We start from the raw sequence: 14,312 nt of genomic DNA, 5'->3' as shown, positions 1-14,312 counted from the left end.
GCTCGACCCGGAAAACTCGTCCATAGCGCGGCATCGCGCCATCAGTGACAGGAGGCAATGACATGGGCAGGCCACGCGAAGTCTCTGAAGAAGAACGCGCCGAGCTGATCCGCAAGGGCTACCGGCCGATCGAGGTTTGGGTGCCGGATCTCGACAATGAGACCGTCCGCGAGCAGCTACAGGAAGAGGCCCGGAAGATCGCCGAAGCGGACAAGGCCGAAGGGGTCATGGACTGGCTCGATGCTGTCGGCCCCACGAATTGGGATAAGCCGTGAAGCTCAAGCGTGGAGATATCGTTATCGCGGTTTTCCCCGGTGAGCTTGGAAAGCCAAGACCTGCCGTCATCCTCCAGCACGACGACCTCAATGAAATCCTCACGACGATCCTGGCATGCCCGATGACGACCCATGTCATCGAGACCCCCTGGCTTCGCCCGATCATCGTGCCCACCATCGACAATGGCTTGCAGGAACTGTCCCAGATCATGTCGGAGAAAATCTCACCTTTGCGCAGGGAGGTCATCCGGCAGCGGATCGGCCGATTAGACGAAGACGATCTGAACCGGCTGGAAATCGCGTTGCTGCACATTATCGGGCTGACGCACAAGATGCAGTTGCAGGCCCAGACATCAGAACAAGGGAGCGAGCCATGACCACCATCATCAAGAACGGCACTGTCGTGACAGCCGACCTCACCTACAAGGCGGATGTGAAGATCGAGGGTGGTCGTATCGTCGAGATCGGGCCGGATCTCCGGGGCGAAGAGGTTCTGGATGCGTCAGGCGCCTACGTGATGCCGGGCGGGATCGATCCGCATGTGCATCTGGAAATGCCGTTCATGGGCACCTATTCGGCCGATGATTTCGATAGCGGCACGCGGGCGGCGCTTTCGGGCGGCACCACGATGGTGGTCGATTTCTGCCTGCCGGAGCCGGGTCAGTCGCTGCTCGATGCCCTCAAACGCTGGGACAACAAGGCGACCCGCGCCCATTGCGACTATTCCTTCCACATGGCGATCACCTGGTGGAGCGAGCAGGTGTTTGATGAGATGAAGGCGGTTGTGCGCAACCATGGCATCAACACGTTCAAACACTTCATGGCCTACAAGGGCGCGCTGATGGTCAATGACGACGAGATGTTCGCCTCGTTCTCGCGCTGCGCCGAACTTGGCGCCCTGCCCCTCGTGCATGCGGAAAACGGCGATATCGTCGCCGCCATGCAGCAGAAGCTGATGGATGCGGGCAATGACGGGCCAGAGGCGCATGCCTATGCGCGCCCCGCCTCCGTTGAGGGCGAAGCGACCAACCGGGCCATCATCATCGCCGATACCGCGGGCGTGCCGCTCTATGTGGTGCACACGTCCTGCGAACAGGCGCATGAGGCGATCAGGCGCGCGCGCCAGTCGGGCATGCGGGTCTATGGCGAGCCGCTGATCCAGCATCTGACGCTCGACGAAAGCGAATACGCCCATCCGGACTGGGATCATTCCGCCCGCCGCGTGATGTCGCCGCCGTTCCGCGACAAGCGCCATCAGGATTCGCTTTGGGCGGGCCTGGCATCCGGTTCGCTGCAGGTGGTGGCGACCGACCACTGCGCCTTCACGACGGAACAGAAGCGCACTGGGCGCGGCGATTTCCGCAAGATCCCAAACGGCACCGGCGGCCTTGAAGACCGCCTGCCGATGCTCTGGACCCACGGCGTCGAGACCGGCCGCATCACCATGAACGAGTTCGTTGCGGTCACCTCCACCAACATCGCCAAGATCTTGAACATCTACCCGAAGAAGGGCGCGATCCTGGTTGGAGCCGACGCGGATATCGTGGTGCTCGACCCGAAGGCATCAAAGACGATTTCCGCCGCGACCCAGCAATCGGCGATCGATTACAACGTTTTCGAAGGCAAGCATGTGACCGGGCTGCCGCGCTTCACGCTGTCGCGCGGCAACGTCGCCTATGCCAATGGCGAGATCCGCACCAAGCCGGGCGACGGCAAGTTCGTGTCGCGGCCGCCCTTCCCGGCAGTCAGCAGGACGCTGTCGGCCTGGAAGGAGATCACCGCGCCGCGCAAGGTGGAACGCTCCGGCATCCCGGCATCAGGCGTATGAGCGGTTTGATGACAGCGATACCCGATGAGGCGGAGGCCCGTGGCTCAGTCCACCAGCGCGTCCAGTTCCGGCAGCAGGACCACGCTTTCCTGCTCGTTGGGATCCGTGCGCGCGATGATCGCGGTGCAGGGCGTGCCCGACCGGTTGGCCGGCAGATGCGGAACGCCGGCCGGGATGTACATCAGCTCGCCCGCATGCAGCACGACGTGGTTCTCCAGCCGGTCGCCGTACCAGGTGTCGGCGGAGCCGGAGAGCATGTAGATCGCGGTCTCGTGGGTCTCGTGCAGATGGGCCTTGGCTTTTGCCCCCGGCGGAATGGTCAGGAGATGCATGCAGATGCCCTTGGAGCCGACCGTTTCGGCGGAAATGCCCTGAACATAGGTGAGGCCCTGCTTGCCGTCATAGGCGGCATCGGGCCTGACGATACGGCAGGTCGGTCTTGATGACGTGTCCATTGAAATTCCCCCTCTCCAGCGGAGCCGCGGCCGCCTTCATGGCGCCGACGGCCGGATGTGCAGCGTGATGATACCAGAAAACCCGGCCCTTCAAACGATCAGCCACGCTTACGACGGAGCGCGCCCATGACCTACTCCGTCGTTTCCGCGCGAAAGCTTGGCCTCACCTTCGAGACCGGCGACGGGCCGGTTCATGCGCTGTCTGATGTCGATCTCGACGTGAAGAAGGGCGACTTCGTCTCCTTCATCGGCCCCTCCGGCTGCGGCAAGACAACGTTTCTGCGGGTGATCGCCGATCTGGAACGGGCAACCTCGGGCGAAATACTCGTCAACGGCATGACACCGGAGGAGGCGCGCAAGAGCCGCTCCTACGGTTACGTGTTTCAGGCGCCTGCCCTTTATCCCTGGCGGACGATTGAGAACAACATAGCCCTTCCGCTCGAAATCATGGGCTACTCGACGGCAGAACGCGCGAGCCGCATCGAGCGGACGCTCGATCTCGTCAATCTCTCGGGCTTCGGCAAGAAATATCCGTGGCAGCTTTCCGGCGGCATGCAGCAGCGCGCCTCGATCGCCCGCGCGCTCGCCTTCGATGCCGATCTCCTTCTGATGGACGAGCCCTTCGGCGCACTGGACGAGATCGTCCGCGACCATCTGAACGAGCAACTCCTGAAACTCTGGGAGCGGACGCAAAAGACCATCTGCTTCGTCACCCACTCGATCCCCGAGGCGGTCTATCTCTCCACCAAGATCGTGGTGATGTCGCCGCGACCCGGGCGGGTGACCGACGTGATCACCTCGACCCTGCCGAAGGAACGCCCGCTCGATATCCGCGAGACGCCGGAATTCCTGGCGATCGCTCACCGGGTCCGCGAAGGTCTCCGCGCGGGGCACAGCTATGAGGAATAAGACCTGCGTCAGCAAAAAGACCCCTCCCCACCCTCCCCACAAGGGGGAGGGCTTAACTTGCCGCGCCCTCACCAAAAACCGTCTCTGCAGTGGAATATGGACTGAGCGGTGCAGCGTAGTCTCTCCCCCCTTGTGGGGGAGATGGCCGGCAGGCCAGAGGGGGTCTTTCTTTTACCGATCACATCAGCATGTCGCCGGGGTCTTGTCGTTTTTCGAGAAAGGAATTCGCATGCCGCATTCCAACATCGATCCCAGGACACGACGAAGCGCCAAACGGCTTCGCCGCGAACTGACCAAAGCCGAATCCGCGATGTGGACTATGCTCCGCGACTTCCGGCAGTTTGGCGCGCGCTTCAGGCGCGAGACTCCAATCGGTCCTTATATTGCTGATTTCGCGTGGCTTTCCGCCAGAATCGTGATCGAGGTGGATGGCGACAGTCATGAAACCGATCATGGTCGGGCTCACGACGTGCGGCGCGATGCGTTCATGAAGGGACAGGGCTTCACTGTCATGCGTTTCGATAACCATCAGGTCATTGACGGACCGGATTACGTCTTCACGACCATCGAAGCTCTAATCGCGCCTTTTCTGGAAAGGCCGCCGACATGACCACCCAGGACACACTGAAATCCCGCATCCTGCCCGTCGCAACAGTCGTCCTCGTCATCGTCGCGATCTGGTATGTCGGCGCGTATTTCATGAACGCGCCATTCCAGCGCGATCTCGACCGGCGCGCCAGTGTGACCTCGACGCCGATGGAATTCCTCGGCAAGACGATGTCACAGCCGAAACCGATCCTGCCGGCGCCGCATCAGGTGGCGTCGAATGTTTTCGAGAACACGTTTCTGCGAAGCGTTTCCTCAAATCGCAGCCTCGTCTATCACGCCTGGGTGACGCTCTCCTCGACGCTTGCGGGCTTCGGTTTCGGAACGCTTCTCGGCATCCTGATCGCGGTCGGCATCGTCCACGTGCGCGCGCTCGACCGCAGCCTGATGCCGTGGATCATCGCCTCGCAGACCGTGCCGATCCTTGCCGTCGCGCCGATGGTGATCGTCACGCTCGGCGCGATCGGGATTTCCGGTCTGGTGCCCAAGGCAGTGATCTCCACCTACCTCTCGTTCTTCCCCGTCGCAGTCGGTATGGTGAAGGGCCTGCGCTCGCCGGAACTGATCCAGCTCGATCTGATGCGCACCTATCATGCCAGCGCCGCACAGACTTTCTGGAAGCTGCGTGTCCCCGCCTCGGTGCCGTTCCTGTTTACCTCGATGAAGGTGGCGATTGCCGCAAGCTTGGTCGGTGCCATCGTTGGCGAGCTGCCGACCGGTGCTGTCGCCGGCATCGGCTCGAAGCTTCTCGCCGGCGCCTATTACAGCCAGACGATCGATATCTGGGCGGCGCTGGTTGCGGGCTCGGTGCTGGCATCGCTTCTGGTCGCAGTCGTCGGGATCGCCGGAAAGATCGTCAACCGCAACATGGGAGGAAAGCCGACATGAGCGCGCTGATGCGAACCTCCCTCCTCACGTCATGGCAGGGCTGGCTGTCCCTGGCGCTGTCGCTCGCCGCACTTGCGACCCTTCCGCTCCTCGATCCCGATGCGGTGGCGCGTTTTGCACCGATGGCACTATTTGCGATCTTCGCTCTGTCGATTGCAGGCGCGGTCGTTTCGTTTCTGCCGCTCCCGCCCCTGTTTCTCGCGGCAGCGATCTTCGTCTTCTGCCACCTGTCGACCAGCATCCTGATTTCAGGCCTCTCCGGAAACGAAGGCAAGGCGGCAACGGCGTTTTTCCTGATGATCGCCGCCAACTGGCTGCTGGCATGGCGCTGCGTCAGCCTGTTGTCGGAGATCCGGACCCGTTCCAGGTTTGCGGATGGGCTTCTGGGTCTCGCGATCCCGGCGATCTTCGGCGCGTGGCTGCTGATCCTGTGGGAGGCGCTCACCCGCGGCTTCGGCGTGCCCTTCATCCTCCTGCCGCCGCCCTCCTCGATCGGGCTGCGGATTGCAGCCTCGCTGTCGATCCTCTGGGCGGACGTCCAGCAGACCATCTTCAAGGCGGTGCTGGCGGGGTACATCCTCGGCTGCAGCGCGGGCTTCGTGGTGGCGATCCTGGCCGACCGCTTCGCCTTCCTGCGCGCAGGACTGATGCCGATCGGCAATCTGATGTCGGCGCTGCCGATCATCGGCGTCGCACCGGTCATGGTCATGTGGTTCGGTTTCGACTGGCAGTCGAAGGCCGCCGTCGTCACGATCATGACCTTCTTCCCGATGCTGGTGAACACGGTGGCCGGGCTTTCCGCCTCCGGAACGATGGAGCGTGACCTGATGCGCTCCTATGCGTCGGATTACCGGCAGACGCTGATGAAGCTCAGGCTTCCGGCCGCCATGCCCTTCATCTTCAACGCGCTGAAGATCAATTCCACCCTGGCGCTGATCGGCGCCATCGTCGCGGAATTCTTCGGCACGCCGATCGTCGGCATGGGCTTTCGCATCTCCACCGAGATCGGGCGCATGAATGTCGACATGGTCTGGGCCGAAATCGCGGTTGCGGCGCTCGCCGGATCGCTCTTTTATGGCGTCGTCGCCCTTGCCGAGAGAGCAACGACATTCTGGCATCCGTCTAACCGTGGGGGTTAGTCGCTGACGATCCGCATCCCGAAAACGGGGGCGGCAACAAAAGAGGGAAACGACAATGAAAAAGATGATCATGGCACTGATGGCGGGAGCGTTCTCGCTTGCCGCATCCAATGCATTCGCCGCCGACAAGCTGACGCTGCAGCTGAAATGGGTCGCCCAGGGCCAGTTCGGCGGTTATTTCGTGGCCAAGGACAAGGGCTTCTACGAGGAGGAAGGCCTCGACGTGACGATCAAGCCGGGTGGTCCCGATATCGCTCCGGAACAGGTGATCGCCGGCGGCGGCGCCGACGTGATCGTCGACTGGATGGGCGGCGCGCTGGTTGCCCGCGAAAAGGGCGTACCGCTGACCAACATCGCCCAGCCTTTCGCCAAGTCCGGTCTCGAGCTGATTTGCCCGAAGGACGGCCCGGTCAAGACGGAAGCCGATTTCAAGGGCAAGACGCTCGGCGTCTGGTTCTTCGGCAACGAGTATCCGTTCTTTGCCTGGATGAACAAGATCGGCTTGAAGACCGAGGGCGGTACGGATGGCGTGACGGTTCTGAAGCAGAGCTTCGACGTCCAGCCGCTGATCCAGAAGCAGGCGGACTGCATCTCCGTCATGACCTATAACGAATACTGGCAGGCGATCGACGCCGGCTTCAAGGCCGAAGATCTGGTCGTCTTCAACTATACCAAGCTCGGCAACGACCTTCTGGAAGACGGGCTCTACGCTCTCGATACCAAGCTGGCCGATCCGAAGTTCAAGGAGAACATGGTCAAGTTCGTGCGCGCTTCGATGAAGGGCTGGAAATACGCGATCGAGAACCCGGAAGAAGCCGCAGAGATCGTCATGGACAATGGCGGCCAGGACGAGAACCACCAGAAGCGCATGATGGGCGAAGTGGCAAAGCTGATCGGCGACGGCAAGCTGGACATGGCGACCTACGAGCGCACGGTAAAGGCGCTGCTCGACCAGAAGATCATCACCAAGCAGCCGGATGGTGGCTACACGACCGATGTAACGACCGCCGCTCTTAAATAAGCAGGGCCTGATCGAGCCGATCTAACCTGCCGAAAACAGTATATGCCCGGCGCGCTGCCGGGCATATTTTATGGGGCGGTAACCATCACTGATCTTGGTCTTGGCATTTCCGCGAGCAGATTGATTTGCGGCGACGGAAGCCGTAAAAACACGGGACATGAATTTGTCGGGTGACGGACTTGTGGCGGCTTTGGGTCGTCACCACCTCATCAGGAACTGCGCAGGGAGGGGCGCGGATCCCGGACAGCGAAATAAAGACCCTCTGGTGCATCGGAAGTCGTCGCATGTTTCGCATTTCGTCAAAGCTCGCGTTGTTGGCGGCGTCCCTCGCCCCTGCCCTGATCACGCTCCTCGCCTTTCCGGCATTGGCGCAGCAAGCACAGCCGACCGCACCGCAGAAGAACCTTCCGTCGATCATCGTGACCGAGGCCAAAACCCGCCCGATGACCGATCGGGTCATCGCGACCGGTACGATCCGCCCGATCGAGGAAATCTACATCCAGCCTCTGGTCGACGGTCTCTCTATCCGCAGCGTCGATGCCGATGTCGGCGACGAGGTGAAGCAGGACGCGGTTCTCGCAACCCTCAACGACGACTCGCTCATTCTGCAAAAAAGCCAGCTTGAGGCAAACAGGGCCAAGGCCGAGGCCGGCGTCGCGCAATACAAGGCGCAGGTGATCGAGGCCGAAGCCAATCTTGCCGACGCCATCCGCCAGCGCGACCGCACCAGAAAACTCGGACAAAACGGCACGAGCAGCCAGAGCCAGGTCGAACAGACGCAGGCCCAGGTTGAAGTCGCCGAAGCACGGCTGAACGCGGCGAAACAGGCCGTTTCCGTCGGTGAGGCCGACGTCAAGGTCGTCGATGCGCAGATCAAGGACGTCGACCTCAACCTTGCCCGCACCGGCGTCAAAAGCCCGGTTGATGGCGTCGTCACGGCCAAGAATGCGCGGATCGGCGCGATTGCCGCCGGCGCCGGCGAACCGCTCTTCACCATCATCAAGGACGGCGCGATCGAACTCGTGGCCGATCTTTCGGAAACAGACATCCAGAAGGTGAAGCTCGGCCAGAAGGCGATCATCACCATTGCCGGCGGCACACGCAAGATCGAAGGCAAGGTGCGGATCGTTTCGCCCTCCGTCGATGCAACCACCCGTCTCGGTGCCGTGCATATCGTCGTCGACGACGAAAGCGGCGCCCGATCGGGCATGTATGGCAGCGCCGAGGTCGTCATCACGCAAACGACAGCGCTTGCCCTACCGCTCTCGGCCGTGACCACCGCGCCTTCGGGCTCGGTCACCCGCAAGGTGGAAGGCGACACCGTCACGCAGGTCAAGATAGAAACCGGCATTCAGGACGGCGGCTTCATCCAGATCGTCAGTGGCATTGCCGAGGGCGACCGGGTCGTCGCCAAGGCCGGCGCCTTTGTGCGCGACGGCGACAAGATCAACCCGGTCCTGCCGGGCTCAAAGGCTGGCGCCGACAAGGCCGAAGCTGACCGGGCCCCGCCCGCCGCCGTTTCAAATTGAGGACGCGAAGATGAACTTCTCCGCCTGGTCCATCCGCAACCCGATCGCGCCGCTTCTCGGCTTTGCCCTGTTGCTGTACGTCGGCATTCAGTCCTTCTATGCGCTGCCGATCACCCGCTTCCCGAATATCGACGTGCCCGTCGTCTCCGTCACCGTCGTCCAGTCCGGCGCATCGCCTGCCGAACTGGAAGTACAGGTGACCAAGGAGATCGAGGATGCCGTCGCCTCGATCAGCGGCATCGACGAGGTCCAGTCCACCATCACCGATGGCCAGTCGCAGACGGTCGTCGTCTTCCGCATCGAAAAGCCAACGCCCGAAGCGGTGCAGGATACCAAGGACGCGATCGACAAGATCCGCGGCGACCTGCCGGCCGGCATCGAGGAACCGATCGTCACCAAGGTCGATGTCGAAGGACAGGCGATCCAGACATTCGCCGTCTCGTCGCCGAACATGACGCTCGAAGAACTCTCCTGGTTCGTCGACGACACGGTGACGCGGGCGCTGGAAGGCCAGGCCGGGATCGGCCGGATCGACCGTTACGGCGGCTCCGATCGCGAAGTGCGCGTGTCGCTCAATCCCGCCAAGCTCGATGCCTATGGCATCACGGCAGCCGACGTGAACCAGCAGATCCGCGGCACCAACGTCAACCTCGGCTCCGGCCGCGGCCAGGTGGCCGGCAACGAACAGACAATCCGCACGCTCGGCGATGCCCGCGATGTGGCGCAGCTGGCCGAGACGTCGATCAGCCTTTCCAACAATCGCTTCGTGCGCCTGTCGGAACTCGGGACCGTCACCGATACCTTCGAGGAGCAGAAATCCTTCTCGCGCTTCAACGGCACGCCGGCCGTCACCTTCGCGGTCTTCCGCGCCAAGGGTGCGAGCGAAGTCTCGGTCGCCGAAACCGTGGCGGAAAGCCTCGACGGCGTGCGCAAGGCGCATCCCGACGTTGCGATCGCCATGGTCGACGACTCCGTCTATTTCACCTACGGCAATTACGAAGCGGCCCTGCACACGCTGGTCGAAGGCTCGATCCTTGCCATCATCGTCGTCATGCTGTTCCTGCGCAACTGGCGCGCAACGCTGATTGCGGCCGTCGCCCTGCCGCTGTCGGCAATCCCGACCTTCTGGGTCATGGACCTGATGGGGTTCTCGCTCAACCTTGTCTCGTTCCTGGCGCTGACGCTTGCGACCGGCATTCTGGTGGATGACGCGATCGTCGAGATCGAAAACATCGCCCGCCATATCAAGATGGGCAAGACGCCATACAAGGCCGCACTCGAGGCGGCCGACGAGATCGGGCTCGCGGTCATCGCAACAAGCTTCACGATCATTGCCGTGTTCGTGCCCGTCTCCTTCATGCCGGGCGTTCCCGGCCAGTATTTCATCCAGTTCGGTCTGACCGTTGCATTCTCGGTCTTCTTCTCGCTGGCAGTCGCGCGCCTGATCACGCCGCTGATGGCAGCCTATCTGATGCGCGCCGAAGACGGGATGGAAGACCATCACGACAATGACGGCTGGATCATGCGCGCCTATACGCGCCTCGTCACCGGCACGACCCGCAAATGGTACTGGCGCTATGCGACGCTTCTTGGCGCCATCGCCTTCCTCGCCGGCTCGCTCATGCTGCTGAGCAAGGTGCCCGGCAGCTTCCTGCCGCCCGACGATTCCTCGCGCGTCGTTCTCTCCGTCGAGCTGCCGCCCAATGCGACACTGGAAGAGACCGCCGAGACGTCTGAAAAGATCGACCGCGCGGTTCGCGATATCGACGGCGTCGAAAGCGTCTTCGTGCTCGGTGGCGCATCGCCCAAGGGCGATCTCGAACTGCGTCGTTCGACCGTTCGTGTCATCCTCGAAAACATCGACCATTCGCTGATCAAGACGCTGGTCAACAAGGGGCTGGGCAGCCTGCCGCTGATCGGCTCTTCTTTGCCGAAAATGGAAGAACATGGCCGTACCCGTCCGCAATGGGACGTGGAAAAGGACATTTTTGCCGCAATCCGCGATATCCCGGACGTGCGTATCTCGAAGGTCAACGACCGTGCCGAGCGCGAACTAGCGTTCAACTTCCTCTCCGACAACGAGGCGGACCTGAACGATGCGATCGGGCTCCTGGAATCGCGCCTGCGCGCTTCGCCGATCCTTGCCAATGTTTCCTCCGACGGCGCCCTGCCCCGGCCGGAACTGCAGATCCGTCCGCGCATGGCGGAAGCCGCGCGCCTCGGCATTACGCCGCAGCAGATCTCCGAAACGGTGCGCGTCGCGACCATCGGCGATATCGACGCCAATCTCGCCAAGATCAACCTGGATGACCGGCAGATCCCGATCCGTGTCCAGACCTCACTCGATGTGCGGCGTGATCTAGCAGCGATCAAGGCGTTGAAGCTGAGGACCGCAAGCGGTGCCACGGTGCCACTCACCAGTGTTGCCGACGTGGATTATTCGGAAGGCCCGAGCTCGATCACGCGCAACGACCGCAACCGCGTCGTGGCGATCGGCTCGGATGTGCCCTTCGGCACGGCACTCGACACGTCGTCGGCCGAGTTCAAACGCATCGTCGACGAAACCAACCTTCCGCCATCCGTTCGGCTGGCCGAAAGCGGCGACGCCAAGGTGCAGGCGGAAATGACCCAGAGCTTCGGCAATGCCATGCTGATGGGCCTGCTTCTGGTTCTGGTCGTGCTGATCCTGCTGTTCAAGGACGTCATCCAGCCGCTGACCATCCTGTTCTCGCTGCCGCTTGCGATCGGCGGCGTGGCGGTGGCCCTGATCGTCACCCAGAACGCGCTGTCGATGCCGGTTCTGATCGGTATCCTGATGCTGATGGGGATTGTCACGAAGAACGCCATCCTGCTCGTGGATTTCGCCATCGAGATGAAACGCCACGGACTGGAGCGTGTTCACGCCATGGTCGAAGCCGGCCGCAAGCGCGCCCGCCCGATCATCATGACGTCTATCGCCATGTCGGCCGGCATGCTGCCCTCGGCGATGGGTATCGGCGAAGGCGGATCGTTCCGCGCCCCGATGGCAATCGCCGTGATCGGCGGCATCATCGTTTCCACCGTCCTGTCGCTCCTCGTTGTCCCCGCCTTCTTCCTCATCATGGACGATCTTTCCGGCCTGCTCGGGCGGATCTTCGGTCGCTTGGTCGGCAAGAAAGAAGAGGAGGATTTCGGCCTTTCCAACGAGGAACTGACCCAGGAGAACCGTGACCTCGGCGAGCGGCTTCGCCGGCTGGAACGCGAAAACGGCATCGACCACGATATGCTCAGCGCCTCTGGCGGCGCCAAGGTCCTGCGGCTTCCGCCTATGGCTGCGGAGTAAAATCACCGGTCCGAGCAAGCGATTCCGGGTGGGGCAGAAGACGTCGAAGGGTGCGGAAATGCAAAAGCGCATCCCGATCGCAAAGAATCTTGGACGATTTGATCGACGTCAAAACGCGCTTCGGAGCACGTGTTAATTTAGAATAATTACATTCTAGGAAGCTCCCCGCCAGAAAAGAAGAACGGACATGGGCAACGGCGACATCAAACTCAACAATCGCGACCGCGCGGTTCTCATGAAAACGCCTTTCATGCACGGCCTGACCGGTAACTCGCTGGTCAAGATGCTGTCGGCGATGAGTGTCGAGACAGTGTCCGCCCGTGACCTCATCGTGCGAGAGGGCCAACGTGCCGAAGCGTTTTACTGTGTGCTGAATGGCTATGTCCGCCTCTACCGGCTGAGCCGAGACGGGCGCGATGCGGATATCCGCATTTCCGCACCGGGAGATACGTTCGGCGAGTGCATGCTTTATGCGGACCGGAAGTATCCCTTTTTCGCCCAGGCCGCAGAGACCTGCACGCTGGTGCGTTTCGACCTGCAGACGGTCAAGGATCTGGCTGAAGAGGATCCCGGTATCTCCCGCGCCGTGATGACGACCCTGTCGCGTCATCTGATCAGCACGATGGACTGTGTTGCCAACGACCGGCTGTTCACGGCGCCGCAACGGGTGGCAAACTACATCCTCAGCCGCTGCCCGGTTGACGGTGGACCGGCAGCCATCCGCCTGCCGTTCCAGAAAAGCCTGCTCGCCGGCATGCTGGGACTGGCTCCCGAAGCCCTGTCGCGCGCCTTTTCGTCCCTGCGCAAGACAGGCGTCACGGTTCGCGGCCGCATCATCCAGGTGGTGGACGTGCAGGCGCTGCGGGAAATCTGAACCGTCGAAGCAAGTAACCCGGGAGGCCGGCCTAAGCAGGCCGGCCACTCGCGTCAGCATGGCTTGCCTCAACGGATCAGGAAACCGCAGACCTCGTCATTGCGATCTCACAGCCCGCCCTGCGTCTCCAGGAACCGCACCACATGCTCGACGCCCTCGCCGCGCTTGAGGTCGGTAAAGACATGTGGCTTCATCTCGCGCATCCGTGAAGCATCCCTGTCCATCACGTCGATATCGACATCGACGTAAGGCGCCAGGTCCTTCTTGTTGATGATCAGGAGATCGGAGCGGGTGATACCCGGTCCGCCCTTGCGGGGAATTTCCTCTCCCTGGCACGTCGAGATCACGTAGATGGTGATGTCGGCAAGGTCAGGAGAAAACGTCGCCGCCAGATTGTCGCCGCCGGATTCGATGAACACGACATCGAGATCCGGAATGCGCTCGTTGAGACCGGCGATCGCCTGAAGATTGATCGTCGCATCCTCGCGGATCGCCGTATGCGGACATCCGCCCGTCTCAACGCCGACGATCCGGTCAGACGACAGCGCCTGCATCCGCACCAGCGCTTCGGCATCCTCTTTCGTGTAGATATCGTTGGTGACGACGGCGACCGAATATTTGTCGCGCATCGCCTTGCAGAGCTTTTCGGTGAGCGCCGTCTTGCCGGAGCCGACCGGCCCGCCGATCCCGACGCGAAGCGGTCCGTTTGCCGATTTCATGAGGACATTCCTTTCGATTGCTGCAACAGCTTATCCCGGTCGCTAGGACCGGAACAGCCGCGAATGCTGTGTTTCGTGGCGAAGCGAGGCGATCTCCGCCTGCACGGCGGCACCGCCGAGATCATCGAGCGTTGCGCCTTGTGCCTTGGTCGCAATCTCGCCGACCAGAGCCTCGAGACCGGCCAGAATGCCGACGCCGTGGGCCTGACCGCACACACCAAGGCGGATGCCGGCCGAGACCGATTGCGAGACAGCCGCATGCAGATAGGCGGCGATTGCGCTCGTCTTCGGCACGCCATGGGCCGCCGAGATGGCGCCGACCGCGACCGGAAAGGGCACCTGTTTCGGCAAAAGCTGCAGCACAGCGTGCGGCCAGGCGATGGCCGCCGTGACGAAGGCCTGGCCGAGCGATAACGTTTCCGCATGACGCTCTGCCGAGCCTACCAGCGCCAGACCGAGTTCGGAGAGGTCCTTCAACGCGTCGGGTTGATCGACAGCCTCGAAAGCGCTCGAAAACAGAACCGCATCGTTCCAGAGCGAACCGTGAAGCAGGATGGTTTCGAGCCAGGATGCGAGATCCGAGGCCGATGTCACCAGCCGATCCGCCACCGCGCGTTCCAGCCCGCCCGACCAGGCAAAGCCGCCGATCGGAAAAGCCGGAGACAGCCATGCCATCAGACGGAGCAAGGCGTGCGTATCTAGCCCCTGCCCAAGCTTACCCTGCAGACCCACGTCTTGCATCATACC

The 14,312-nt window shown here is 62.1% G+C and carries 14 protein-coding genes; 11 read left to right on the top strand and 3 right to left on the bottom strand.

What is annotated here, in order from left to right:
- Positions 1 to 62 precede the first annotated feature (62 nt).
- From IFT59_RS04360 to hydA, 3 genes are read left to right on the top strand one after another with little or no spacing between them, the layout of a single operon-like run.
- Complete coding sequence (locus tag IFT59_RS04360; protein WP_184653757.1) at positions 63 to 275, top strand: antitoxin MazE-like protein; 213 nt, start codon at positions 63 to 65, stop codon at positions 273 to 275.
- Positions 272 to 652, top strand: a complete 381-nt coding sequence (locus tag IFT59_RS04355) for a type II toxin-antitoxin system PemK/MazF family toxin (RefSeq protein ID WP_192086177.1) — start codon at positions 272 to 274, stop codon at positions 650 to 652. The genes IFT59_RS04360 and IFT59_RS04355 overlap by 4 nt, the downstream gene beginning before the upstream one ends.
- Complete coding sequence (hydA, locus tag IFT59_RS04350) at positions 649 to 2,103, top strand: dihydropyrimidinase (RefSeq protein WP_192086176.1); 1,455 nt, start codon at positions 649 to 651, stop codon at positions 2,101 to 2,103. Before IFT59_RS04355 ends, hydA begins: the two co-directional genes overlap by 4 nt.
- Positions 2,104 to 2,147: 44 nt before the next feature.
- Here hydA and IFT59_RS04345 read toward each other — a convergent pair whose 3' ends face one another.
- A complete protein-coding gene (locus IFT59_RS04345) occupies positions 2,148 to 2,558 on the bottom strand; it encodes a cupin domain-containing protein (RefSeq protein WP_113165702.1) in 411 nt (136 codons plus the stop codon).
- A 126-nt stretch (positions 2,559 to 2,684) separates the two neighbouring features.
- On the opposite strand from IFT59_RS04345, the gene IFT59_RS04340 reads away from it, so the two are divergent.
- The 8 genes from IFT59_RS04340 to IFT59_RS04305 all read left to right on the top strand — a co-directional run bounded on the left by IFT59_RS04340 (position 2,685) and on the right by IFT59_RS04305 (position 12,846).
- Positions 2,685 to 3,467 (top strand): ABC transporter ATP-binding protein, encoded by a 783-nt coding sequence (locus tag IFT59_RS04340; RefSeq protein WP_192086175.1) that lies wholly within the window; start codon positions 2,685 to 2,687, stop codon positions 3,465 to 3,467.
- Between the two features lie 229 nt (positions 3,468 to 3,696).
- A complete protein-coding gene (locus IFT59_RS04335) occupies positions 3,697 to 4,077 on the top strand; it encodes an endonuclease domain-containing protein (protein ID WP_062455266.1) in 381 nt (126 codons plus the stop codon).
- A complete protein-coding gene (locus IFT59_RS04330) occupies positions 4,074 to 4,961 on the top strand; it encodes an ABC transporter permease (RefSeq protein WP_192086174.1) in 888 nt (295 codons plus the stop codon). Before IFT59_RS04335 ends, IFT59_RS04330 begins: the two co-directional genes overlap by 4 nt.
- A complete protein-coding gene (locus IFT59_RS04325; protein WP_446737797.1) occupies positions 4,958 to 6,100 on the top strand; it encodes an ABC transporter permease in 1,143 nt (380 codons plus the stop codon). Before IFT59_RS04330 ends, IFT59_RS04325 begins: the two co-directional genes overlap by 4 nt.
- A 55-nt stretch (positions 6,101 to 6,155) precedes the next feature.
- Entirely contained in the window at positions 6,156 to 7,121 is a 966-nt protein-coding gene (locus IFT59_RS04320; RefSeq protein ID WP_062455262.1) for an ABC transporter substrate-binding protein, read from the top strand.
- A gap of 284 nt (positions 7,122 to 7,405) precedes the next feature.
- Positions 7,406 to 8,650: an efflux RND transporter periplasmic adaptor subunit gene (locus IFT59_RS04315; RefSeq protein WP_192086173.1), complete on the top strand. Its 1,245-nt coding sequence runs from the start codon at positions 7,406 to 7,408 to the stop codon at positions 8,648 to 8,650.
- Positions 8,651 to 8,660: 10 nt separating this feature from the next.
- Positions 8,661 to 11,972 carry an efflux RND transporter permease subunit gene (locus tag IFT59_RS04310; RefSeq protein ID WP_192086172.1) on the top strand — a complete coding sequence of 1,104 codons (3,312 nt, stop codon included), beginning with the start codon at positions 8,661 to 8,663 and terminating at the stop codon, positions 11,970 to 11,972.
- A gap of 187 nt (positions 11,973 to 12,159) precedes the next feature.
- Positions 12,160 to 12,846, top strand: a complete 687-nt coding sequence (locus IFT59_RS04305; RefSeq protein ID WP_062455259.1) for a Crp/Fnr family transcriptional regulator — start codon at positions 12,160 to 12,162, stop codon at positions 12,844 to 12,846.
- A 107-nt stretch (positions 12,847 to 12,953) separates the two neighbouring features.
- Here IFT59_RS04305 and ureG read toward each other — a convergent pair whose 3' ends face one another.
- Positions 12,954 to 13,565, bottom strand: a complete 612-nt coding sequence (gene ureG / locus IFT59_RS04300) for an urease accessory protein UreG (RefSeq protein WP_062455257.1) — start codon at positions 13,563 to 13,565, stop codon at positions 12,954 to 12,956.
- A 42-nt stretch (positions 13,566 to 13,607) separates the two neighbouring features.
- The gene (locus tag IFT59_RS04295; RefSeq protein ID WP_249407481.1) at positions 13,608 to 14,309 is read right to left on the bottom strand and encodes an urease accessory protein UreF; all 702 of its coding nucleotides are present in this window, start codon (positions 14,307 to 14,309) and stop codon (positions 13,608 to 13,610) included.
- Positions 14,310 to 14,312 lie beyond the last annotated feature (3 nt).

Origin of the sequence: Rhizobium sp. CFBP 8752 (assembly GCF_014842035.1) — a bacterium.
Classification (GTDB): domain Bacteria; phylum Pseudomonadota; class Alphaproteobacteria; order Rhizobiales; family Rhizobiaceae; genus Neorhizobium; species Neorhizobium soli.
This window is presented reverse-complemented; position numbering and strand designations above follow the sequence as displayed.